This is a genomic window from Algibacter sp. L4_22 (genome assembly GCF_023473045.1).
Classification (GTDB): Bacteria; Bacteroidota; Bacteroidia; order Flavobacteriales; family Flavobacteriaceae; genus Algibacter.
The window spans coordinates 161,602-184,294 of sequence record NZ_JAMCOK010000001.1; the positions used below are offsets into that span (position 1 = coordinate 161,602).

Annotated in this window: 23 protein-coding genes; 6 read left to right on the plus strand and 17 right to left on the minus strand. The window is 32.9% G+C overall.

The annotated features are described in order from the left end of the window. Nucleotides 1-7: 7 nt before the first annotated feature. The 4 genes from M4I23_RS00640 to M4I23_RS00655 all read right to left on the minus strand — a co-directional run bounded on the left by M4I23_RS00640 (nucleotide 8) and on the right by M4I23_RS00655 (nucleotide 2,382). A complete protein-coding gene (locus tag M4I23_RS00640; RefSeq protein ID WP_158845837.1) occupies nucleotides 8-349 on the minus strand; it encodes a hypothetical protein in 342 nt (113 codons plus the stop codon). Nucleotides 350-487: 138 nt separating this feature from the next. Beyond that, nucleotides 488-817 carry a 2Fe-2S iron-sulfur cluster-binding protein gene (locus tag M4I23_RS00645; RefSeq protein ID WP_158845840.1) on the minus strand — a complete coding sequence of 110 codons (330 nt, stop codon included), beginning with the start codon at nucleotides 815-817 and terminating at the stop codon, nucleotides 488-490. A 177-nt stretch (nucleotides 818-994) separates the two neighbouring features. Further along, nucleotides 995-1,240: a NifU family protein gene (locus M4I23_RS00650; RefSeq protein ID WP_249753096.1), complete on the minus strand. Its 246-nt coding sequence runs from the start codon at nucleotides 1,238-1,240 to the stop codon at nucleotides 995-997. A 5-nt stretch (nucleotides 1,241-1,245) separates the two neighbouring features. After that, nucleotides 1,246-2,382, minus strand: coding sequence for an Mrp/NBP35 family ATP-binding protein (locus tag M4I23_RS00655; RefSeq protein ID WP_158845846.1), 1,137 nt, complete (start codon nucleotides 2,380-2,382; stop codon nucleotides 1,246-1,248). Nucleotides 2,383-2,565: 183 nt separating this feature from the next. Between M4I23_RS00655 and M4I23_RS00660 the strand changes: the two genes are divergently transcribed. Next, on the plus strand, nucleotides 2,566-3,408 hold the full coding sequence (locus M4I23_RS00660; protein ID WP_249753097.1) for a hypothetical protein: 843 nt from the start codon (nucleotides 2,566-2,568) through the stop codon (nucleotides 3,406-3,408). 6 nt (nucleotides 3,409-3,414) lie between these two features. Here M4I23_RS00660 and M4I23_RS00665 read toward each other — a convergent pair whose 3' ends face one another. Genes M4I23_RS00665 through trmB form a run of 3 tightly spaced genes read right to left on the minus strand, consistent with a single transcriptional unit; the run spans nucleotide 3,415 to nucleotide 5,053 of the window. Then, nucleotides 3,415-3,744: an MGMT family protein gene (locus tag M4I23_RS00665; protein WP_158845852.1), complete on the minus strand. Its 330-nt coding sequence runs from the start codon at nucleotides 3,742-3,744 to the stop codon at nucleotides 3,415-3,417. Between the two features lie 2 nt (nucleotides 3,745-3,746). Next, on the minus strand, nucleotides 3,747-4,376 hold the full coding sequence (locus M4I23_RS00670) for a LysE family transporter (RefSeq protein WP_249753098.1): 630 nt from the start codon (nucleotides 4,374-4,376) through the stop codon (nucleotides 3,747-3,749). 2 nt (nucleotides 4,377-4,378) lie between these two features. Beyond that, nucleotides 4,379-5,053 (minus strand): tRNA (guanosine(46)-N7)-methyltransferase TrmB, encoded by a 675-nt coding sequence (trmB, locus tag M4I23_RS00675; protein ID WP_158845858.1) that lies wholly within the window; start codon nucleotides 5,051-5,053, stop codon nucleotides 4,379-4,381. 284 nt (nucleotides 5,054-5,337) lie between these two features. On the opposite strand from trmB, the gene M4I23_RS00680 reads away from it, so the two are divergent. Then, a complete protein-coding gene (locus tag M4I23_RS00680; protein WP_158845861.1) occupies nucleotides 5,338-6,393 on the plus strand; it encodes a glycosyltransferase in 1,056 nt (351 codons plus the stop codon). On the opposite strand, the gene M4I23_RS00685 is transcribed toward M4I23_RS00680, so the two are convergent. Both M4I23_RS00685 and M4I23_RS00690 read right to left on the minus strand, forming a co-directional pair. Continuing rightward, the gene (locus tag M4I23_RS00685) at nucleotides 6,370-7,413 is read right to left on the minus strand and encodes a cell wall metabolism sensor histidine kinase WalK (protein WP_249753099.1); all 1,044 of its coding nucleotides are present in this window, start codon (nucleotides 7,411-7,413) and stop codon (nucleotides 6,370-6,372) included. The genes M4I23_RS00680 and M4I23_RS00685 overlap by 24 nt on opposite strands. A gap of 6 nt (nucleotides 7,414-7,419) precedes the next feature. Next, complete coding sequence (locus M4I23_RS00690) at nucleotides 7,420-8,100, minus strand: response regulator transcription factor (RefSeq protein ID WP_158845867.1); 681 nt, start codon at nucleotides 8,098-8,100, stop codon at nucleotides 7,420-7,422. Nucleotides 8,101-8,296: 196 nt separating this feature from the next. On the opposite strand from M4I23_RS00690, the gene M4I23_RS00695 reads away from it, so the two are divergent. Beyond that, nucleotides 8,297-8,638 (plus strand): T9SS type A sorting domain-containing protein, encoded by a 342-nt coding sequence (locus M4I23_RS00695; protein WP_233267602.1) that lies wholly within the window; start codon nucleotides 8,297-8,299, stop codon nucleotides 8,636-8,638. 136 nt (nucleotides 8,639-8,774) lie between these two features. Beyond that, nucleotides 8,775-9,755, plus strand: coding sequence for an acyl transferase (locus M4I23_RS00700; RefSeq protein WP_249753100.1), 981 nt, complete (start codon nucleotides 8,775-8,777; stop codon nucleotides 9,753-9,755). A 130-nt stretch (nucleotides 9,756-9,885) separates the two neighbouring features. Here M4I23_RS00700 and M4I23_RS00705 read toward each other — a convergent pair whose 3' ends face one another. The 5 genes from M4I23_RS00705 to M4I23_RS00725 all read right to left on the minus strand — a co-directional run bounded on the left by M4I23_RS00705 (nucleotide 9,886) and on the right by M4I23_RS00725 (nucleotide 15,153). Further along, a complete protein-coding gene (locus tag M4I23_RS00705; protein WP_249753101.1) occupies nucleotides 9,886-10,665 on the minus strand; it encodes an amidohydrolase in 780 nt (259 codons plus the stop codon). Nucleotides 10,666-10,680: 15 nt separating this feature from the next. After that, entirely contained in the window at nucleotides 10,681-11,250 is a 570-nt protein-coding gene (locus tag M4I23_RS00710) for a hypothetical protein (RefSeq protein ID WP_158845876.1), read from the minus strand. A gap of 552 nt (nucleotides 11,251-11,802) precedes the next feature. Continuing rightward, complete coding sequence (locus M4I23_RS00715; RefSeq protein ID WP_249753102.1) at nucleotides 11,803-13,572, minus strand: DNA mismatch repair protein MutS; 1,770 nt, start codon at nucleotides 13,570-13,572, stop codon at nucleotides 11,803-11,805. Between the two features lie 137 nt (nucleotides 13,573-13,709). After that, on the minus strand, nucleotides 13,710-14,414 hold the full coding sequence (locus M4I23_RS00720; protein ID WP_249753103.1) for a Bax inhibitor-1 family protein: 705 nt from the start codon (nucleotides 14,412-14,414) through the stop codon (nucleotides 13,710-13,712). A gap of 40 nt (nucleotides 14,415-14,454) precedes the next feature. Then, entirely contained in the window at nucleotides 14,455-15,153 is a 699-nt protein-coding gene (locus M4I23_RS00725; protein WP_249753104.1) for a zinc metallopeptidase, read from the minus strand. A 150-nt stretch (nucleotides 15,154-15,303) separates the two neighbouring features. Between M4I23_RS00725 and M4I23_RS00730 the strand changes: the two genes are divergently transcribed. Together M4I23_RS00730 and M4I23_RS00735 are read left to right on the plus strand one after the other, a co-directional pair. Continuing rightward, nucleotides 15,304-16,719, plus strand: a complete 1,416-nt coding sequence (locus M4I23_RS00730; RefSeq protein WP_249753105.1) for an SDR family oxidoreductase — start codon at nucleotides 15,304-15,306, stop codon at nucleotides 16,717-16,719. A gap of 67 nt (nucleotides 16,720-16,786) precedes the next feature. Then, nucleotides 16,787-17,536, plus strand: a complete 750-nt coding sequence (locus M4I23_RS00735; protein WP_249753106.1) for a hypothetical protein — start codon at nucleotides 16,787-16,789, stop codon at nucleotides 17,534-17,536. A gap of 220 nt (nucleotides 17,537-17,756) precedes the next feature. Here M4I23_RS00735 and ald read toward each other — a convergent pair whose 3' ends face one another. The 3 genes from ald to M4I23_RS00750 form a co-directional block, all read right to left on the minus strand. Then, nucleotides 17,757-18,857 (minus strand): alanine dehydrogenase, encoded by a 1,101-nt coding sequence (ald, locus tag M4I23_RS00740; RefSeq protein WP_249753107.1) that lies wholly within the window; start codon nucleotides 18,855-18,857, stop codon nucleotides 17,757-17,759. Between the two features lie 256 nt (nucleotides 18,858-19,113). Continuing rightward, entirely contained in the window at nucleotides 19,114-19,383 is a 270-nt protein-coding gene (locus tag M4I23_RS00745; RefSeq protein WP_158845900.1) for a SemiSWEET family sugar transporter, read from the minus strand. Between the two features lie 109 nt (nucleotides 19,384-19,492). Beyond that, entirely contained in the window at nucleotides 19,493-22,585 is a 3,093-nt protein-coding gene (locus tag M4I23_RS00750) for a leucine--tRNA ligase (RefSeq protein ID WP_249753108.1), read from the minus strand. Between the last annotated feature and the right edge of the window lie 108 nt (nucleotides 22,586-22,693).

The following is a 22,693-nucleotide window of genomic DNA, read 5'->3' on the forward strand; positions in this document are numbered from 1 at the left end:
ACTGGTTTTAAACTGCATAAGTTAAGTTGTCTATTTTAGCAAATAAGGCAACTTTTTTTATTTCATCTATTTTCTGTTCCATAATCTTTTGATTTAAGAAGAACTCACTAAACCCAACAACCTCATTGGATAGCCCTTTTATGAATTTAAAATATGGATTTCCGTTTTTTGAAGCTAAACGTAAATAGGAATTATTATTGAAGGCCTGCTTCCTAAATAATTCAATTTTTCTTAAACACAGTAATTTTGAAGAAAATCCCGCGCTCATAAAACTAATATGCTTTGCATCGGTTTTTAAAAAGAACCGATATAAACCTTCTTTGTCTGTATAAATTTTAAATAATGCCATTTTTAAGAGAATTAAATCACATACTCTATATAATTAGACACTCAACCTCGCGAAAAGTCACATAAGACTAATTTATAGCAAGTTAAAAACTTAAAACTTAGGTTTTATCTAAGTTATGGCAATTTTAAAAAAGAGCTTTTAACTTTCAGGAGCAAGCTCTACTTCAAGACCTTCCATTTCAGGAGTCATTTGTATCTGACAACCTAAACGGCTGTTATCCTTAACATCGAAAGCCTCAGATAGCATTGCTTCTTCATCATCTCCCATCTCTGGTAATACTGTTTCACTAGTTACATAACATTGGCATGATGCGCACATAGCCATACCTCCACAAACACCAATAGTTCCTTCTGGAGCCAATTCATACGAACGAACCACTTCCATAAGGTTCATGGCCATATCGGTTGGGGCTACAATTTCGTGTTTAACACCGTCTCTATCTGTAATTTTAATGTTTATGTCTTGCATGATACTATTTAGTAATTCTATTAGTGATACGTCATAATTCGTGCCACAAATTTAAGTTTTGTCTCTTTAATTTTAATACTTTTCTTGTAAAAAATAGAAACGTTTTAAAAAAAAATAAAGAATCTTCAAAATTTTAATTTGAAGATTCTTTATTTTAAATTATAATAATTTTTTCTATTAACCAACAATATTTACCACAGTTTCAATCTGTGGTGCATATTTTTTAATTGTCATCTCAACACCTGATTTCAAGGTCATTTGATTCACAGAACATCCAACACAAGCACCTTGCAATTGCACTTTTACCAGTGTATCATTATCTTCAATAGATAATAACGAAATATCACCTCCATCACTTTGTAAAAACGGACGAATTTCTTCTAATGCTTTTTCAACATTTAACTTTACTTCTTCGCTGGTCATAATTCTTATTTTTTTACGGCAGAACACCCAGCCATTGTTGTGATTTTTATTGCTTCAGTTGGTGGCAAATCGTCATTTCTACTAACAACTTCCTGCACTACATTTTGTGTTATTTTCTCGAAAGCTTTTTCTAAAGGCGTTCCTTTTTGCATAGCTGCTGGGCGACCAACATCTCCTGCTTCACGAATACTTTGCACCAAAGGAATTTCTCCTAAAAACGGAACCTTTAAATCTTCAGCCAAGTTTTTAGCGCCTTCTTTTCCAAAGATGAAATACTTATTATTTGGTAGTTCTTCTGGAGTAAAATACGCCATATTTTCAATAATACCTAAAACAGGTACATTTATACTTTCTTGTTGAAACATAGCAACACCTTTTTTAGCATCGGCTAAAGCTACGTTTTGCGGCGTACTAACTACAACGGCTCCTGTAATAGGAAGAGATTGCATAATACTTAAATGAATATCCCCTGTTCCCGGAGGTAAATCTAAAAGTAAGAAATCTAATTCGCCCCAATGTGCATCAAAAATCATTTGATTTAAAGCTTTTGCAGCCATAGGTCCTCTCCAAACAACCGCTTGATCGGGTTGTGTGAAAAAGCCAATAGATAAAACTTTTACACCATAATTTTCAACAGGTTTCATTTTCGATTTCCCTTCAATATTAACGGCTAAAGGTTTTTGGTCAATAACATCGAACATAATAGGAATTGACGGCCCATAAATATCAGCATCTAAAACACCAACTTTAAAACCCATTTTAGCTAAAGTAACCGCCAAATTAGCTGTTACTGTAGATTTACCTACACCTCCTTTACCAGAAGCTATAGCTACTATATTTTGAATTCCAGGTACTGGTTTACCTTTTATAACATTCGCCTTTGGCTTAGCCGGAGCATCAACTTTTACATTAACTGTAATTTTAGCTTTTTCGTAAACTTGTTCGTGAATGATTTTTAAAACATCAACTTCTGTACGTTTTTTCGCCTGTAAACTTGGGTTGTTAATAGTAATATCTACTATAACTTCATCTCCAAAAGTCATCACATTTTTCACGGCACCACTTTCAATCATATTTTGACCTTCACCAGGAACAGTAATATTTTCGAGTGCTTTTAGTATATCTTGTTTATTTAATTTCATTGCTTTTATTAAGAATAAATCTAAGTACAAAGATAATTAATTAACATTATAAAAAGGACGTACTACATTAGAAGTTTAATTTATACAGATATAACGTTTTAGTATAACCTCATATATTTCAAAAATTGTTTAAATTGGCACAATTTATGTTGATTTTCTTACCATTAATTCAGATATACCTCCATGAAACTAACAAAAATGGCCGTCTTTTTTTTCCTCATATTCCAACATGTTAGCTACAGTCAGGGCAAAATAAATAAAGCTGAAGAGGAATTAAACAAAGAAAAAATCACGACTAACACCAACCATTCTATAAGTAAATCGTCAAAAACTTATAACGACTACGATTCTAGAGGCAACTTTTTATCGGATGTTATTGGCGGTTTATTTATTCAACTTTTTGCATACACAGCTTACGGAGTCGCCATTGAAAGCCCTTTTGAAATGGCACACAAAGCAAGTGATGCGTATTTAACAAAACATCCATACGCAAAGACTAATACTGGTCATTATTCTTACGAGTGGAATGATAACACCGAAATTTTCACCACGACCATTAGTAACCGCTTGATTTATGAAAGTAATTCGGTCTACGGAAATCATTTAAACCTAGATTTGCGGTTTTTAAAACGTCTAGAATTAGAGCTAGACTTTTTACAATTGTGGGAACATAACACAAATGTTCCAAAAAATTCACTTGGTATTTACACAGCCTTGGCCAAATATAACCGCGTTCGCACAGAACGTTTCAATGCGTCTTGGGGATTGGGAGTCGCTTATGTTGCCGGAAATGTTAACAAATTAGGTTTTACTTATGGATTAAGTGGCGAACTATTTTTTAAAAAACCATTTAGTTTAGAGTCTAACTTCAACCAAACTTTAGTGAACAGCGAGACCATTAATAAATTTAATGGTTTATTAAATTACCATAAAAAACAATATAAATATATACTGGGCTACGAACACTTAAAGATTGCAAGTGTTCCTTTTTCGAATGTAACAGCTGGTTTCGGTATTTCTTTTTAAAAAGAATTATAATTCTACTGAAGGATCCCAATACACCTTATCTAAATGTTGAATTTGATTTTCAACAACTTGAATACCTTCACTTTCTAATAGTTGCTGCATAAGATTTGTACCATCAAAATGATGTTTACCGGTTAGCAAACCTTTTCTGTTCACAACACGATGTGCAGGAACATCTTTTCCATGCGAGCCATTCATGGCATAACCAACCATTCTAGCACTTTTTGCAGCTCCTAAATATTTAGCAATCGCGCCATAACTGGTAACACGACCAAAAGGAATTAATTTAGCCACTTCATATACTTTATCAAAAAAATTGAGTGTTTCCGGCTTCATTTCTATATTTCTCTAATAATATTTATTAAAGTCACAATAGCAATAATTCCAGTAATACTTCCAATAATACGATTCATATTTTTTTGCGATGTTAAAGTTTTACTCTTTATTCTATCGAAAAAGAAAATATACATATATAAGGTAACGAATGTCCCCATAGCTGCACCAGCAACATATGAAATAATACTGGTTTGACTAAAATCTAACCAACCAAAAGACGCTAAAGTAATAGTTATGTAGGCCTGATAAGGAATAGGAAATACATTAATTCCCGATAAAAAAACACCTTGAAAAAACCGACTTCCTTTACTTCTAACCTTTGGCTCTACTTGCTCTTTAGGTTCCGGTTTTGCTATAAACAAAAAATAAATGGTCACTAATACAAAAACAACAAAAGCTACACGTTGTAAAACATCTATAACATCATGATTTCTACTTAAATAAAGTGCAAAAACTGCCGCGATGCTAGTTTGAATAATTACTACTACACAAGCTCCTACAGAAAACATAATACCGCGTACATGCCCTTCTTTTAGACTAATTTTAGCAGCCGTCATGTTTAACAACCCTGGCGGAATAACACCAACGAGCGCAAAAACTAACCCCAAAAAAAAGATAAATGTAATGTTCAAAACTATTTAATTTTAAATTTAATATAAGTGATAGGTTTATTTTTCTCTAAATATTGCGACTCGTAAAAGGTTTGAATACTAGTCACCTCTTCTGGGCTACCTTCTTGTTTGTAAACATTATGGTTGGCATACAAAACTTCGTGACCAGCTCCATGTAGCAATCCTAGTGTATAACCGTGCATAAATTCGCTATCAGTTTTTAAATTCATAACACCATCTGGTTTCAGAATCTGTTTGTAACGTTCCAAGAAAACAGCATTTGTCATACGGTGTTTGGTACGCTTGTATTTTATTTGTGGATCTGGAAATGTTATCCAGATTTCGTCTACTTCATTGTTAGCAAAAGCATGATCGATAAGTTCTATTTGCGTACGCAGAAAAGCCACATTAGGTATATTTTCTTCTATGGCAGTTTTTGCTCCTCTCCAAAATCGAGCACCTTTAATATCGACACCAATAAAATTTTTATTTGGATACTTTTGAGCTAATGCTACTGAATATTCTCCTTTTCCGCAACCTAATTCTAGCACTAACGGATTCTCGTTTTTAAAAACTTCGGAGCGCCAATGTCCTTTTAGATTGAAATTTGACTCGACCAATTCTTCTCGCGATGGTTGAAATACGTTGGAAAAGGTTTCGTTTTCTCTAAATCGTCTCAGTTTATTTTTACTACCCACAGTATATTAACTATTTGTTATTATTAGTTTTGAATTGGTAAAATTACGGAAATATACCCAAGTCTTTATATGCTTACCTTTGAATTTGCGGAAATGTGCGTTAGGGATTGATGCGGCATCCTTTTTTTGTGCTAGCCAAAACATTAAAAATAAGCCAAATCTACTTGATTATCTTTGTGTTTAATGATATGCTAAAACAAAGGAAAGCACAACAAAAGATATAGTGGAAAGCCCGACCCATGTGGTAACGCCCAAATAATACTTTTTATTTATAAATTTAATTAATGAAAAAACGAATTTTAGTAGCTCCATTAAATTGGGGTTTAGGCCATGCCACACGATGTATACCTATTATTAATGCGTTAATTTTAAATGGATTTGAACCCATTATTGCTAGTGACGGCGTAGCTTTGGCTTTATTGAAAAAAGAATTTCCAAATCTAAAATGTTTGGAATTACCATCATACAACGTAACTTATGCTAAAAACGGGAAGCATTTTAAGTTGAAATTAATTAAAGATTCACCAAAACTTTTGAAGGCAATTAAAGCTGAAAAAAAAGCGGTTAAGAATATTGTAGATTCAGAAGGGATTTCTGGTATAATTTCGGATAACCGATTAGGTGTGCGGAGTAAGAAAGTGCCATCGGTTTTTATCACACATCAATTAAATGTTTTAAGTGGTATCACAACTTGGTTTAGCACTAAAATACACCAGAAAATTATTAATAAATTCCATGCTTGTTGGGTTCCGGATACTGCTGGAGAAATTAATTTAAGTGGAAAACTAGGACATATTAAGCATTTTGAAATACCCACGACATATATTGGGCCTTTAAGTCGCTTTACTAAAAAAGAGACTGAAATTAAAAATGATTTAATGGTTTTAATTTCGGGTCCAGAACCGCAGCGCAGCATGTTGGAAGAACGCCTTTTAGCAGAACTGAAAGATTTTAATGGTAAAATTATGTTTGTAAAAGGTGTGATGGAAAACGAGCAAACCATACAAGTAAACGGCAATATGACGATTTACAATTTTATGACATCCACTTTATTAGAAAAAACAATTAATGAAAGTGAATTAATAATTTCGCGCTCTGGTTACACTACAGTAATGGATTTAGCTAAACTGAACAAAAAAGCCTTTTTTATACCAACACCTGGGCAGTTTGAACAAGAATATTTGGCTGAAAGATTAAGTGATATGCGATTAGTACCAACTTGTAGTCAGGATAATTTTAGTTTGAAAACACTTGAAAACATAACGGGTTATGCAGGCTTGAAAACTTTTGATTTTGAGGTTGATTTTAAAGTATTATTAAGCCTTTTCCAGGGTGAATGAAAACTCGCTACCTACGCTGTACTCGCTTTCTACATATATTTTTTCTTGGTGTGCTTCAATAATATGTTTTACTATCGATAGACCAAGACCTGAGCCTCCTTCTTTTCGGGATCCTGTTTTATCTACACGATAAAAACGCTCGAATAATCGTGGTAAATGCTTCTCAGATATACCTTCTCCATTATCAGTTACACGAACAATAATTTTATTTTTTATTAAATTTTCTATACTAATTTCGGTAGTTCCTTTTTCACTACCATACTTAATAGAATTTACAATAAGGTTGATTAACACTTGCTGAATGCGCTCTTTATCGGCCTTAACGAATATTGCTTTTTTATATTTCATATCGAAAGTTAGCGTAATTTTCTTTTTTGCTGCTTTCATTTCTAGCATATCGAAAATAGTATCTACTAACTCTACAATATCAAAAGTTTCTATTTTTAGTCTTAAATCACCAACTTCTAATTTGGTAATCATATCCAAATCTTCCACAATATAACTTAATCGCTCAATGCCTTTACTGGCACGTTCTAAATATTTTTCACGAATTTCTTTGTTATTCATAGCACCATCGAGCAGCGTTAAAATATAACCTTGCACAGTAAAAAGTGGTGTTTTTAACTCGTGAGATACATTACCAATAAACTCTTTTCGGTATTGTTCTCTAACTTTAAGAGTTTCTATTTCTAGTTTTTTATCGCGCGCAAACTTATCAATTTCTTGAGTAAGTGTATGCATATCTGTCGTAATAGCTCCTTTGGTAAGCTTCGCAGATTCCAACAACGTCAAATCGTCGTATATTTTTTTTACACGACGATAAATAAATCGTTCTACTCGATATTGAATAACAATAAAACAAAAAACGTAAGTACTAATAGCTAGTACAGGGATTTCCCATAATTCTATATTAGAAAAATAAAATAAAAAAACGCTCAATAAGAGCGTTATATATAAGGTGATATAAAACGAAGTGATTCTCGCGAATCGATACGATTTTTTAAATTTGGTCTCCTTCATTTAATATTAATCTACAAACTTATAGCCTACGCCTTTAACGGTTTTAAAGCTTTTATCCCCTAGTTTTTCACGTAATTTACGGATGTGAACATCAATAGTTCGTCCGCCAACAACAACCTCGTTACCCCAAACGGTATCCAAAATTTCGTCGCGTTTAAAAACTTTCCCTGGTCTTGACGCTAATAAAGATAGTAATTCAAATTCCTTTCTTGGCAAAATAATTTCTTTGCCTTTAGACGTAATTTTGTATTCGTCTCTATTAATTACCAACGTACCAATTTTTAAAGTATTGGCAACCTCCTCTTCTTTAAAACGACGCAAAAGTGCTTTTACTTTACTCACCAAAACCTTTGGTTTTATGGGCTTAGTAATATAATCGTCGGCACCAGCATCAAATCCAGCTACTTGGGAATAATCTTCACCACGAGCTGTTAAAAAGGTTATTATACTGTTTGATAATTCGGGCTGCTTTCTAATTAATTCACAAGCCTCGATACCATCCATTTCGGGCATCATAAGATCCAGAATTATTAATTGAGGTAATTCTTTTTTTGCGACTTTAACACCTTCTGCACCATTTTCGGCCGTAAGTACCTGATATCCTTCATTTGATAAATTGTATCCTACAATTTCTAAAATGTCCGGCTCATCATCAACCAACAATATTTTAATATCTTTTTTTTTCATTTGTAAAGAAAATCTGTTTCTTGAAGTAAAGGTAAAGCTAATAACATAATTTTATTAAAATTACAAAATTAATAACACTAAGGTAACAATACAGAAACAAATACTTAAACTTTTAAACCAAACACATCAATCTTAACTGTTTTTTGGCATTAAAATTGTTAGTATTATCATAAATTTGACGCAATAAATAGTAGATATGAAGAAACAATACTTTTTAATATTTTTTACAATCATTTCTTTTTTTGCAATCCACTCCATGGATGCGCAGAATAGTATAGGTTTTGAATCTAAAAATGATAAAATTGAAAATTTAACAATTTATCCAAATCCAGTAAGCGCGCAGGGAAATGTTGTTTATATAGCCTCGAAAAAAAACTTAGTAAAAAACATTAAAGTTTTTAATGTTTTAGGCAAACAGGTATTAGCGGTTAAACTCGTTGGCAAAGCCTTAAATATTTCGAATTTAAGCAAAGGCGTTTATATTTTGAATATCACAGAAAACAATATTAGTGAAACTAGGAAACTGGTTGTAAAATAATTTTACCGAATCAACAAATATAATAGCGTTACCATTTGGTAGCGCTTTTTTATTTTATATACTTTTGTTATTCTAAAATGAAGGACTACAGAACACCTAACTAGTTTTAATCCTTAATTATTATTGAAATCTATTTATGATCGATAAAAACGCCATTTTTAAAATACAAACTCAAGCCGAATTCGAAGCTTTAGCATTAGAAGTTTTTAGATTTCAATTTAAGAATAATCGAGTTTATCGTTCATTCTGCGACTTACTATACAAACACCCTACCGATATAAAAACGGTTATCGATATTCCTTTTTTACCTATTCAATTTTTTAAAACACGTGATATTTTAAGTACTAAAAATGAAGTAAAAACAACCTTTACAAGTTCTGGAACTACCGGAAGTGAAACAAGCAAACACCATGTAACAGATTTAGATATCTACGAGCAAAGTTTCAATAAAGGATTTGAGTATTTTTATGGTGCTATTGAAGATTATGTTGTTTTAGGTCTGTTACCATCTTATTTAGAACGCAAAGGCTCTTCTTTAATATATATGGTAGATGCCATGATTTCCAAATCAAAACATCATGAAAGTGGATTTTACCTTGATAATATTTCAGAATTAAAAGATACTTTGATAAAACTAGATTCCGAAGGTAAAAAAATATTACTTATCGGTGTTTCTTTTGCTTTGCTAGATTTAGTTGAAATGCACCAATTCAACTTAAAAAACACTATCATAATGGAAACTGGTGGGATGAAAGGGCGCCGAAAAGAATTAATTCGTGAAGAACTACACAAACAATTAAAAACAGGTTTTGGAGTTAACAACATCCATAGTGAATATGGCATGACTGAGTTATTGAGCCAAGGTTACTCTCAAGGTAACGGTACATTTAAGTGTCCAAATTGGATGCGAATTTTAACACGCGACACTGAAGACGCCTTAACCATAAACACGAATGGAAAAGCTGGCGGTATTAATGTAATAGATTTAGCTAATATTAATTCTTGTTCCTTTATTGCAACCCAAGATTTGGGACGTGTAGATAGTGATGGATCTTTTGAAGTTATTGGCCGTTTTGATAATTCGGATATTCGTGGTTGTAACTTAATGGTACTTTAATATAAAAAAACTTGTAAGTAATGAAAAACATAAACGACTAAACTATCGCTAAGTAAAAGAAAAATTTAGTAATAAATTTGGTTAATTGATAAGGCCCGATGTAAAAATCGGGCTTTGTTATTTTTAAGAATTAATTAATTGAAAACGTATCGCGATCATTTAGGAACTTAAGCTTGTTTCTATAAGCTTCTACATGCCTTTTCTCTAAAGTAATAACTTGAGTTTCCTCCTCATGAGGTTTAAAAGCAGTCAATTGGTTTCCTAAAACATCATAAACAGCCGAATGTCCAGAATATTCACTATTCACACCATCTACTCCTACTCGATTTACACCAATACAATAACTCATATTTTCAATAGCGCGTGCTTTTAACAGCGTATCCCAAGCAGAAACTCTAGGTTTCGGCCAATTGGCTACATAAATTAACACATCGTAATTTTCGATGTTCCGTGCCCAAACAGGGAAGCGTAAATCATAACAAATTAACGGACAAATTTTCCAGCCTTTATAATTTATAATTACTTTTTTGTTGCCTTCAGAATACGTTTTTTCTTCGCCAACCAAGGTAAAAGCATGGCGTTTATTATAAATAGTAATTTTACCAGAAGGTTCAACAAATAATAAACGGTTATAATATTTATTTTCTTCTTTTATAACTAGACTTCCAACAATAGCCGCATCGTTTTCCATAGCCATGTCTTGCATCCAAGTTACCGTTTCGCCTTCCATGGTTTCAGCAACTTTTCCCGCATTCATGGTAAAACCGCTTGTAAACATTTCAGGCAGTATAATTAGATTTATACTGCCTGAAATTTGTTTTATTTTCTCTGTAAACTTTTCACGGTTCTCTTTTGGGTTTTCCCAAACTAAATTAGCTTGAATTAATGCAACCTTTAGCTCCTTCTCCATACCGTGGTTTTGTTTTTATAATTTACGTTTTGTTTTTTCCAGCTTTTCTTTAAGCTTTTCAATTTTATCAAGCGATTTCTTTTCATCAACCGGAGACAATTTACCTTTATTTTTTAACTTTTCATATTTCTTGATTGCATCTTTATGTTTTTTGCCTGCTTTTTCAAAATTAGATTTCGCTTTCTCTTTCGCCTTCAAAGCTTTTTCAGATTTCTTTTGTTCTTTTTGAGCTTTTTTTAATGCTTTTTCTTGATCATTTTGGGCTTTTTCTTCTTTCTTAATAGCCTTTTCTTTGTCTTTACGCTCGTCTTCTTTTTTCTTTAAAGCATCTTTTACCTTCTTATTTTCTTCTTTTACTCGATTTGCTTCAGCTTTAGCTTTATTAGCTTCTACTTTAGCCGCTGCATTAGTTTTTTCTAATTCAGCCTTTTTAATACTAAAAGCATCTTTTATTTGTTGCTTATCTTCAACAGATAATGCTTTTGTAACATCGGCGCCATCCTTTAAAATCTTGTCGCCTTTTACTTGATATGTTACTTCTTTAAATATTACTTCTTGAGCTTGTAGTGTTAATCCAAAAACCATACATGCAACTATCATCCAAATTTTCATAATCTATTTTTTAAAATTACTTTATATAAATTTAGACACCATTATATAAAAAAGGTTACCTATTTAAGATGAATTTAACTAAAATAATTTAGACAAACATGAACCCAAATTTTCAAAACCCGAATTTACATAACAAATCCACATTATATGTTCGTCCAATAAGGATATTAACCCTTTTTAAATGAAGTATATTTCCCGAAGTTTTATCAACAAACTTGCCATTAACAATAAATGATTTATGTGTTTGAAAAGTGTAAACGATGTCTCTTTAACTTTGTAAACCATGTGCCTTTACCGTACCAAAATTATTATTAAGTATGAGCTTAAAACCAGATAATAAAAATGTAGTAAACGTAGTTAAAAAATTTAAAAGTGAACAAAATAAGCGGACAAAACTAAACTTTAATTCCTGCTACATTCTAGTTAGTCAAACACTTCTAAAACCTTTATTTTCAGGTTTTGATCCTGTTGAGTTTGTTGCCTAATAGGTTTTTTTTGAATTTTTCATTCCTCGAAATAACTAATCTAAATAATCTCCATTTTCTTCAGTAAAAAAGAGGCATTCATATTTTTACAAACACCATTTTTAAGTGTATAATCAAAATGAAGTTCATCATTTATAATTTCAGCATCGAAATAGTAGTTTTTTACTTGCAGTAATTCTTTTTCAATATCACATAAACTTAAATCGTGTGTTGCAATAATTCCAGTAGCGTTAGAAGCAACAAGTTTTTCAACAAATTTACGCGACCCAATAGCTTTATCCGTACTATTTGTTCCTTTCAAAATTTCATCTAAAATTATAAAATACGGTTCCTTTTGGATGGCATCAACAATATATTTTAAACGTGTTAATTCCGAAAAGAAATACGAACTATCATCAGTCAACGAATCTGTGGTACGCATGCTCGTAATCAATTTTACAGGCGAATACTCACTCGCTTTCGCACAAACAGGTAAACCAATATTAGCCATTACAATATGTAAAGACATGGTTCTCAAAAAGGTACTTTTCCCTGCCATATTTGCTCCGGTTACAATAAAAAACTGTTCGTTTTCTATAATAACATTACTATCTACACGCTTTGTTTTATTTAATAAAGGATGCCCTAAACCGGTTGCTTTTATAACAGAACCATGCTTCGCTATTTTAGGAAACACAAATTCCGGATGATTAAAATGAAATCCGCCTAAAGAGTTATAAGCATCGAAAAAGGAAACCACTTCAAACCAATCTTCAACTTTATCAGCATATTGATTAATCCATTTTTCAATACGGTAGCTATTTTTAATATCCGATAGAAATAACCCATTCGCAAAAATGGCCGAAATAATATTGTTTCGGTTATCCAAAGCATCTAAACCTTTTGAAAGTTCCTTGAAGATTAACGATGCTTTTTTATGTTCCGATTGAATTTTCTCTTGTTTCTGTTGAAGTAATTCTGAAGTAAACGTTTCATTTTCGATTAAATTCAACAATGCAGCATACTGGCGAAAGGTATCTTTTACCTTATCGGCTCCAGAAGAAAGTTTATTTATTTTCTTTACATAGAAACCTGTAAAACCTAACCCTGTAAGTAACCAATATCCAACAAATTCCTGATTAATCATGTCTAGTATTGTCAACCCAAATAAAACCACAGAAATAACCGTAAATACTATTGGTAACCACTGCATCGCCTTTGGCAAAAACGTTTTATAATTTTTTAACCAACTCACAATATGCTTAGCAGACGTTTCTGTTTCAATTAAGCTAGAATTTGCATCGTAATGTTGTCTCCACTCAGGCTTACTGCTTAATTCTTCAATAGCTTTTTGACGAGAAACAATAGCTTCGGTATTGTTTGCTTTTAATAAACCAGCTAATTTTTCTTGACCTTCGGTAATAGTTGTTCTATTAATAAATTGAAAAAAGGAGCCTCTACCAAATAAATCGATATCTAAACTATAAAAATGATTGGGATCCTGGAATTTAAGCCCTTCATCGCGATCATGAAAATCACCAGAACTAATCTTAATTTCTTCCTCGTTTATAGATATAAGCGCTTTTTTAAAACTGCGTTCACGCTTAATATTGTTATATTTTGAAAGTAAAAAAAGAAAAAGAGCAATACCCATAACACCTATTGCAAGTGCTATTTGCCAATTTTGAAATGTTAAATATATTCCAAAGCCCATAGCCACGAATACCACCAACCTCAACATACTTAAGGTTATCATTTGCTTATGTAACTTTTGTGCTTCTAAGGTGTATTTAGCTTGATGTTCTTGGTAATATTTTATGTGTGCACTCATTTTATTTAATTGAAATGGTAAAGAAACGAAAAAGCCCTGAAATCTGTTTTTTCAGAGCTTTTTTATTTTGTTGTTTTTGCTATTTATTTTGAAAAGCTTCTACAAGCTCAAAATCTTATTATTATACTTTACCTTAATTAATCTCTAGACATAAAAATTCGTAATACATACCAAAACAGTAGCATTAACGAAGCAAATAAGCCTAAAGCAGCAGGAATATAATCTTCAACACCATATTTATTTACTAAATTAGAAGTTTGATACAAAATTGAGCCGGCAGCTAAAAGACACATACCAACCGAGAACCAAAGTCCTAAATTGAAACCAAAAATACTTCCAGCAATAATTAACCCAATGGCTATAAAAAAGCCAACTGTTAGTCCTGCTTTTAAGAATGAAAAATCTTTTTTAGTCACAAAAACAATAGCTGATAAACCTGAAAACAAAGCCAAAGTAACAATACCTGCTTGCTTTAAAATATCCGGTCCTGTTTCCATAGCATACGCCGCGATATAAATAAGCGGTACAAAAATAAAAGCTTCGGCTAAAATGTAAAGTCCAAATGCTAAATACTGCTTATTTTTATCTGGAGTTTTAATCGCCATACCTTCGGCATAGTTTGTAATAAACATAAAACCACCAAGCATAATAAGCCAACGCCAACCTTGCGTCATCGATAAAGCGAACTCTACAACCGTATCACTTTGTAACAATAAATATTCAAAAAGAATAAATACTAAAACACCACCCGCAACATGCGAATACGTTTTTTTGTAAAAAGCCACTCTATCTACTTCGGATAGTTGACTAACCATAAGTTTACCATTAAATGTTTGATTCATAAATTTGGGATTTAATTGATTTTTTAATTATTTATAGGTATTAATTTCTAGAGCCACCAAATACTTGAAAAGCCCAATATACTAAAGATGCTAAAGAACCAATTGCTGCAACTAAATATGTTCTAGCAGCCCATTTTAAGGCATCTTCCGATCCTGCGTATTCTTCTTGAGATAACATGTTTTTATTTTTTAACCAAGCCAAAGCACGGTTACTAGCATCGTATTCTACCGGTAAAGTTACAAAACTAAATAAAGTTGCAAACCCCATCATCACTAATCCAGCAATAGCTACCCAGTAGCCAAAACCTAAACCTGCTGCTGCACCTAACATTAATCCACCAATAACAACCCATTGCGACATATTTGAAGTTACACTAACAATAGGCACTAATTTAGATCTTATTCCTAACCATTGATATGCTTGCGCATGTTGAACGGCATGCCCACACTCGTGTGCTGCCACAGCCGCAGCTGCTGCATTTCGTTGATTATAAACAGACTCACTTAAGTTTACTGTTTTATTTGTTGGGTTATAGTGGTCGGTTAATTGCCCAGGTGTAGAAATAACCTCAACATCGGTAATACCATTATCAGCTAACATTTTTGTAGCAATTTCTGCTCCACTCATGCCATTTCTCAGTTGTATTTTCGAGTATTTGGCAAATTTCTTTTTTAAGGTACTGCTCGCTATCCAGCTTATAAGGGCTATAGCGCCTAGTAATATATAATATCCAATCATTTTGTTTTCGTTTTAAAATTCTAATGTAAATATATCAAAAATAAAGCCAATTGTAATTTATGCTAGTTTGTCAGTTAATTTTTAAATGAATAACGCTTTATAAAAAAATGATTAACTTCGTTTAACATCGTGAAATTCTGATTCTTTAAAATGAAAATACTACTAACAGGCTCAACAGGATATATTGGTAAACGACTCATTCCCGTTCTTGTTGAAGCTGGACATGAAGTTATTTGCTGTGTTAGAGATCCCAAAAGATTCAATCCGCCAGAATCCTTATCAAAAAGTATAACTGTACTTCAATTGGATCTTTTAGATCAAGCATCTTTAGAACATATTCCAAAAGATATCGATGGTGCTTATTATTTGGTACACTCCATGTCTTCCGACGGAGATTATAAATCTTTAGAAGAAATCTCGGCCCAAAACTTTAGGAGCGCCCTAAAAAACACCAATGTAAATCATGTAGTTTATTTAAGCGGTATTGTTAATGAAACCGAACTTTCTAAACATTTATCCTCTAGAAAAAATGTAGAAATAGAACTTGCTAAAGGCGATTACAATTTTACAGCATTGCGAGCAGGAATTATTATTGGCTCCGGAAGTGCTTCTTTTGAAATTATTAGGGATTTAGTTGAAAAGCTCCCTATTATGATTACTCCAAAGTGGTTAAACACCAAATGCCAACCTATTGGTATTTCCGATGTTTTGGCTTTTCTTTCTAGGTCTATGTTTACCCCAGAAACCTTTAATCAGAATTTTGATATTGGCGGCCCCGATGTATTAACATATAAGGAGATGCTTTTAAACTTTGGTAAAGCACGGAATTTAAAACGTAAAATTATTACCGTTCCTGTAATGACGCCTAAATTGTCTTCGTACTGGCTTTATTTTGTAACCTCAACCTCATACAAACTTGCTGCGTCTCTTGTAAACAGTATGAAAATAGAAGTAGTTTGCCGTGATAACCGTATAAATAATATTTTAGGCATAACACCTTTAAGTTATAACGAATCTCTAAAACGCGCTTTCACTAAAATTGAAAATAACGAAATTCTTTCGAGTTGGAAAGATGCTTATTCAAGTAGCGGACTAAACTTTAATATATCCGAATTTATACAAGTCCCGTCTTTTGGTTGTTTTAAAGATAGCAGAACGAAACCTATTAAAAATCGTGAAGAGACCATAGATAAAATATGGGCTATTGGCGGAACTACCGGATGGTATTATGGCACTTGGCTTTGGAAAATTAGAGGCTATATGGATAAGTTATTTGGTGGTGTTGGATTAAGACGTGGACGAACAAATCCATCTACTATAAACGTGGGAGATTCCATCGATTTTTGGCGTGTATTGTATGCGGATAAAACAGAAGGTCGTTTACTTTTATTTGCTGAAATGAAACTACCTGGCGAAGCTTGGTTAGAATTTAAAGTTGTAAATGATAAACTAACACAAACCGCAACATTTAGGCCTCTTGGTTTAGCGGGCAGATTATATTGGTATGCTGTATTACCTTTTCATGGGTTTATTTTTAAAGGTATGCTGAAAGCTTTAGCTAAATAAACACACTATTTAAATAATTTACAGACTACCCCAAAAACCTACCTATAATAAGAAACCTTTTTATTACATGAACTTAGAAGATATAAAAAGAAATTACGAAAATTTCGATGATGAAAAACTAATTGAAATAGCTACTAAAGACATAAAATCTTTAAGAAAAGAAGTGGTACCAATTCTTGAAGCCGAATTATTAAAAAGAAATATTTCGTTAGTAGATGAAGAAGAAAAAACTATAACAAAAACAAAGAAAAAACAAGGAAACAAAAACGAAATATTTACAAAAGAGAATATAGCGTTTATGAACTCTTTTGAAATACCTCATATTTTAAAAAACGGAAAAGCATATTACGTTAAAGGAGGTATTACTACAATTTTTTCGATTTTACTGGCAGTACTTCTTGTTCTGTTTTTATTTAAATCGCAATTTGGTGGTGGTGTTAAATTAATATTATCGACGATAATTGCCTCGGTTTTATTTAAAATGCTATTGAGTAAACTAAACTTTGGGAAAATAGCAGAAGTACAAGCTGCTAAAATTATTTTGCCCAAATACCCTACTGTAAATTTTGGAGTGTTTAGAATATTTATTCTAATTAGAATAGCCTTAAACAATTTAGGAACCTATGAGTTTAATTTTAGAGACATTTGTAATGTTTACCAGAAAAACAAATTCGCAAACAAAGGGTATTACTTGGATATCGTTAACAGTGCTTCTAGAGAAACTACTAGTCACAGAGTTTTTCTTGAGGTTCTTTCCGAAAATGATAGAAACCAAATACTAGAAATTATAAAACAAAAATCGGATAACTTAACCTAAAGGACTTGGTTTTATCGTTAAAACCTAACCACAACCAAAACTCGCGTTAGGGATAGAACGGCCTGTTTGAGCTCCCGACCTTAGGAGGAGCGAGTAGTGAAAGCCCGACCCTTTTCGGGTAACGCCCAAACTCTTATTTTTCAAACCAAAAAAAAAAATCTGATTCTGGATGTGTTATCCAAAATCAGATTTTATGTATTTAAAAAGTGTTTACCTGAAACTATGCTGTTTCTAGCTCCATATCAAAAGCTTCGGCTATTTCTTTATACACTATTTTTCCTTTTACAATGTTTAAACCTTTACCTAGTGGCACGCTATTTTCGCAAGCTTGCTCCCAACCTTCGTTTGCTAATTTAATAACATACGGTAAGGTTACGTTGGTTAAACCCATTGTAGATGTATATGGTACAGCACCTGGCATATTGGCCACGGTGTAATGTACAACCTCGTCTATAATGTATGTTGGATCTTGGTGCGTGGTTGGATGTGTGGTTTCGAAACATCCGCCTTGATCTACAGCTACATCTACCATTACGGTACCTGGGCGCATTTCTTTTAGCATATCGCGTGTTATTAATTTTGGAGCTTTTGCACCTTTTAATAATACACCACCAATAATTAAATCGGTATCAGAAATGTGTTTACGTATGTTATATTCACTAGAAAACTCACTTACTACGTTGTTTGGCATAGAATCACTTACATAACGTAAGGCTTTCATGTTAACATCCATAATGGTTACTTGTGCGCCTAAACCCGATGCCATTTTTGCTGCTTGATACCCAACAATTCCTGCACCTAGAATAAGTACTTTTGCTGGTGGCACTCCTGGAATACCACCTAATAAAATACCACGACCTTTAATGGGTTTCTCTAAGTATTTTGCGCCTTGTTGTACAGACATACGACCTGCAACCTCAGACATTGGGATTAAAAGTGGTAAAGATCCATCGTTATCTTCTACGGTTTCGTAAGCGATACAAATAGATTTACTTTTAATCATGGCCATAGTTAATGGCTCGCTAGATGCAAAATGAAAATAAGTAAACACGACTTGGTTTTCCTTAATTAAATCGTATTCTGGCTCGATAGGTTCTTTTACCTTTACTATCATGTCTGCAATATCGTAAACAGCTTCTATGCTATCTAAAATAGTTGCACCTGCCTCTATATATTCTTCATCGAGAAAACCACTATTGAAACCTGCGTTGGTTTGCACGTAAACTTCGTGGTTTCTTTTGGTTAATTCGAAAACTCCAGAAGGTATCATACCTACGCGGTTTTCGCTGTTTTTTATCTCAATAGGAACTCCAATTTTCATGTATTAAGCTTTTTATAGTTTTAAATCGAAGTAAAATTAATACAAAATTTTTAATATTATAATCAAAATAACGATTTTGTTGTATTATTTTTAACTAATACGCAATAACACTGATTAATCTATAATTTGTGTCGATTTAATAAAAAATCACTTTAAAAATATTTAATTCATCTAAAAAATAGTGAATTTTTTATTAAATCAATATTTACGCTTTTTGAAATGGGAAGCGTTTTTCACCGCAATAAAATTCTATAAATTACTTTTTTCTATACTTAATTTTAAGTACTAAAACAGCAAAACATAATACCGATGTAACTGTATTTGCTATTACCATAGACAAACTTTTTAGGCTGTATCCATAAATTAACCACAATAAAACACCTATAAACATGGCCGTAAACATGGTTAAGGATATGCCTTCTACCTCTTTTGTTTTCCATGCTTTGTATACCTGCGGAATAAAAGATGCCGTAGTTAAGGTGGCAGCTACTAAACCTACAATTTCTATGGGTTGAATTTCGAACATAACTTAAAACTTAAATGGATACTTTTTATTTTTTTAGGACTAAATTAAAATAAGCCATCTCATTATTATAAACGAGATGGCTTACATGCTTATTTTTAACTAAATAGGCTTAACCTACTATATTTACAATTTTACCTGGCACAACTATTACTTTTTTAGGTGTGCGATCTCCTAATTGTTCTTTTGTTTTCTCGTGAGCTAATACCGTTTTCTCGATATCTTCTTTACTCATATCCATGGGTAACTCTAAAGTGAAACGCATTTTTCCGTTGAAAGAAATTGGATAGTTTTTACTACTTTCTACCAAGTGACTTGCATCGAATTCTGGAAATTCTGCAGTTGAAATAGATTCGCTATTCCCTAATTGGTTCCATAACTCTTCTGCAATATGTGGCGCGTAAGGTGACAATAAAACCAATAATGGTTCTAAAATATCTTTAGACGTACATTTTTGAGTTGTTAACTCGTTTACAGCAATCATAAACGTTGAAACCGATGTGTTGAATGAAAAATTCTCGATGTCTTCTTGAACCTTTTTAATAGTTTTATGAAGTGTTTTTAAAGCATCTTTTGTTGCTGCTTGGTCTGAAACTTTCAATCCGTTATCATCCACATACAATTTCCAAAGTTTTTTAAGGAAGTTGTGCACACCTGTAATTCCGGCCGTATTCCAAGGTTTGTATTGCTCAAGTGGCCCAAGAAACATTTCGTATAAACGAAGACTGTCTGCTCCGTAATCTGATACAATTTGGTCTGGATTGACCACGTTGTATTTAGATTTGGACATTTTTTCGACTTCTCTACCTACTTTAAAAATATCATTATCTCCTTCAATCATTTTACCATTTTCACCTATGAAAACAATATTATTATATTCTTCTCTCCAATTTTTAAACTCTTCAATATCTAACTCGTCTGAGGCATTTACAAAAGAAACATCTGAGTGAATTGGCTTCAAAGAAAAATTTGTTAGCTCTAATTCTACATCATAAAAATCTAAAACTTTTTTATCCTCTACATTCTGTAAAATTTCTTTCAGCACACGATTTGTCCAACTCACCTTATCAAAACCAAATACATAAGTTAAAGTATCTATACTTGGATTAACATCCTTATAATTTTCATAAATAGATTTTGAAACCAAGTATTTACTATCAACACTTCCCTTTTGCTCCATTTCTTTACCAAAAGGCTGAGCATAATTAAGTAATATTTTTTCTGGTAAAGGTTTTAATTTGTATATCAATTTAAATTCTAAATTGATTTTGTACACAAAAGCACTAGTCCCCAAAATCATACCTTGGTTAATCAGTTTTTTAGCAAACTCATCAACAGGTACAACACCTTTATCAAACAAGAATTTTTGCCAAAAACGAGAATATAGTAAATGTCCGGTAGCATGCTCGCTTCCGCCAATGTATAAATCGACATCTTTCCAGTAATTCAACGCTTCTTTACTTGCGAATTCTTCAGTATTTGCAGAATCCATGTAACGGTTAAAATACCAAGAACTACCTGCCCAACCTGGCATGGTGTTTAATTCTAGCGGATGGATGGTTTCATTATCGATTAAATCGTTAGAAACAACTTCGTTTTTAGTGATATCCCAAGCCCAAACGGTCGCATTACCTAATGGTGGCTCGCCAGTTTCGGTTGGTAAATATTTTTCTACTTCTGGTAATTTAATTGGTAAATGTGCAGCATCAATCATTTGCGGCATGCCATCTACATAATACACCGGGAAAGGCTCTCCCCAATAACGTTGGCGGCTAAATACAGCATCGCGCAAACGGTAATTGGTTTTCCCTTCGCCATGCCCAATTTTTTCTAATTCGAAAATAGCACGTTTAGTGGCTTTCTTGTAGTTCATGCCGTTTAGGAAATCACTATTAGCAATAATAGTTTTATCTTTATCTGTAAAGGCTTCTTCCGAAATATCGGCACCTTCAAAAATATTTATAATCGGGATATTAAAATGTTTTGCAAAAGCATAATCACGTTGATCGCCACATGGCACCGACATTACAGCTCCTGTACCATAACCTGCCAAAACGTAATCGCCAATCCAAATTGGAATTGGTTCTTTAGAAAAAGGATGCTCGGCATAAGCACCAGTAAATGCACCAGAAATGGTTTTTACATCGGCCATTCTATCGCGTTCGCTACGTTTTGCGGTTGCTAAAATATAAGCATCTACATCTGCTTTTTGTTCAGCAGTTGTGATTTTAGAAACTAAATCGTGTTCTGGAGCAAGCGTCATGAAGCTTACACCAAAAATAGTATCGGGTCTTGTTGTAAAGACATCAATAATGGCATCGCTATCCTTCACATTAAAAGTTACCGAAGCTCCAACAGATTTTCCAATCCAGTTACGCTGGCTTTCCTTTAAAGAATCTGTCCAATCAATTTTATCTAAACCTTGAAGCAAACGTTCCGCGTAAGCAGAAATTCGCATGCTCCATTGTGTCATCTTTTTTCGCACTACAGAATGTCCGCCACGCTCGGAAACACCATTAACTATTTCGTCGTTCGCTAAAACCGTTCCTAATCCAGGACACCAGTTTACTTCTGTTTCAGCTAAATATGTTAATCTATATTGTAATAAAATTTCTTGTTGTTCTTTAGATGTATACGCCTTCCATTCTGCTGCTGTAAATGGTTCGATATTATCATCGCAAACCGCATTTACTGTAGCGTTTCCTTCTGCTTCAAAAAGAGTGACTAAAGTTGAAATATCTTCAGCTTTATCGTTATCATTATTAAACCAAGAGTTGAACAATTGAATAAAAATCCATTGTGTCCATTTGTAATAACTAGGATCGGATGTTCTTACCTCACGAGACCAATCGAAAGAAAAACCAATTTGATCTAACTGGCGACGGTATGTTTTAATATTATCGGCAGTAGTAACCGCAGGATGTTGACCTGTTTGGATAGCGTACTGCTCGGCAGGTAAACCAAAACTATCGTACCCTTGTGGATGCAATACGTTAAAACCTTGATGACGCTTGTAACGTGCATAAATATCGGATGCGATATAACCTAACGGATGCCCAACGTGCAAGCCAGCTCCACTTGGGTAAGGGAACATATCTAGCACATAATATTTTGGTTTTTCGCTTTGGTTTTCGGCTTTAAATGTTTGGTTGTCTGCCCAATATTTTTGCCACTTTTCTTCGATTTTATTGAAATCGTATATCATCCTATATCTTGTTTTCGTATTACTATAAGGTGGTTTTTAAAACCGCCATATTCGGCGCAAATTTACGTTTTATAAATCAACTTAAAAATCTTTTATTTTTATAAGTTA

Coding starts and splice junctions, on each gene's coding strand:
- M4I23_RS00640 (WP_158845837.1), bottom strand. CDS start 349: ATGGCATTATTTAAAATTTATACAGACAAAGAAGGTTTATATCGGTTC.
- M4I23_RS00645 (WP_158845840.1), bottom strand. CDS start 817: ATGCAAGACATAAACATTAAAATTACAGATAGAGACGGTGTTAAACAC.
- M4I23_RS00650 (WP_249753096.1), bottom strand. CDS start 1,240: ATGACCAGCGAAGAAGTAAAGTTAAATGTTGAAAAAGCATTAGAAGAA.
- M4I23_RS00655 (WP_158845846.1), bottom strand. CDS start 2,382: ATGAAATTAAATAAACAAGATATACTAAAAGCACTCGAAAATATTACT.
- M4I23_RS00660 (WP_249753097.1), top strand. CDS start 2,566: ATGAAACTAACAAAAATGGCCGTCTTTTTTTTCCTCATATTCCAACAT.
- M4I23_RS00665 (WP_158845852.1), bottom strand. CDS start 3,744: ATGAAGCCGGAAACACTCAATTTTTTTGATAAAGTATATGAAGTGGCT.
- M4I23_RS00680 (WP_158845861.1), top strand. CDS start 5,338: ATGAAAAAACGAATTTTAGTAGCTCCATTAAATTGGGGTTTAGGCCAT.
- M4I23_RS00685 (WP_249753099.1), bottom strand. CDS start 7,413: ATGAAGGAGACCAAATTTAAAAAATCGTATCGATTCGCGAGAATCACT.
- M4I23_RS00690 (WP_158845867.1), bottom strand. CDS start 8,100: ATGAAAAAAAAAGATATTAAAATATTGTTGGTTGATGATGAGCCGGAC.
- M4I23_RS00695 (WP_233267602.1), top strand. CDS start 8,297: ATGAAGAAACAATACTTTTTAATATTTTTTACAATCATTTCTTTTTTT.
- M4I23_RS00700 (WP_249753100.1), top strand. CDS start 8,775: ATGATCGATAAAAACGCCATTTTTAAAATACAAACTCAAGCCGAATTC.
- M4I23_RS00705 (WP_249753101.1), bottom strand. CDS start 10,665: ATGGAGAAGGAGCTAAAGGTTGCATTAATTCAAGCTAATTTAGTTTGG.
- M4I23_RS00710 (WP_158845876.1), bottom strand. CDS start 11,250: ATGGTTTTTGGATTAACACTACAAGCTCAAGAAGTAATATTTAAAGAA.
- M4I23_RS00715 (WP_249753102.1), bottom strand. CDS start 13,572: ATGAGTGCACACATAAAATATTACCAAGAACATCAAGCTAAATACACC.
- M4I23_RS00720 (WP_249753103.1), bottom strand. CDS start 14,414: ATGAATCAAACATTTAATGGTAAACTTATGGTTAGTCAACTATCCGAA.
- M4I23_RS00725 (WP_249753104.1), bottom strand. CDS start 15,153: ATGATTGGATATTATATATTACTAGGCGCTATAGCCCTTATAAGCTGG.
- M4I23_RS00730 (WP_249753105.1), top strand. CDS start 15,304: ATGAAAATACTACTAACAGGCTCAACAGGATATATTGGTAAACGACTC.
- M4I23_RS00735 (WP_249753106.1), top strand. CDS start 16,787: ATGAACTTAGAAGATATAAAAAGAAATTACGAAAATTTCGATGATGAA.
- ald (WP_249753107.1), bottom strand. CDS start 18,857: ATGAAAATTGGAGTTCCTATTGAGATAAAAAACAGCGAAAACCGCGTA.
- M4I23_RS00745 (WP_158845900.1), bottom strand. CDS start 19,383: ATGTTCGAAATTCAACCCATAGAAATTGTAGGTTTAGTAGCTGCCACC.
- M4I23_RS00750 (WP_249753108.1), bottom strand. CDS start 22,585: ATGATATACGATTTCAATAAAATCGAAGAAAAGTGGCAAAAATATTGG.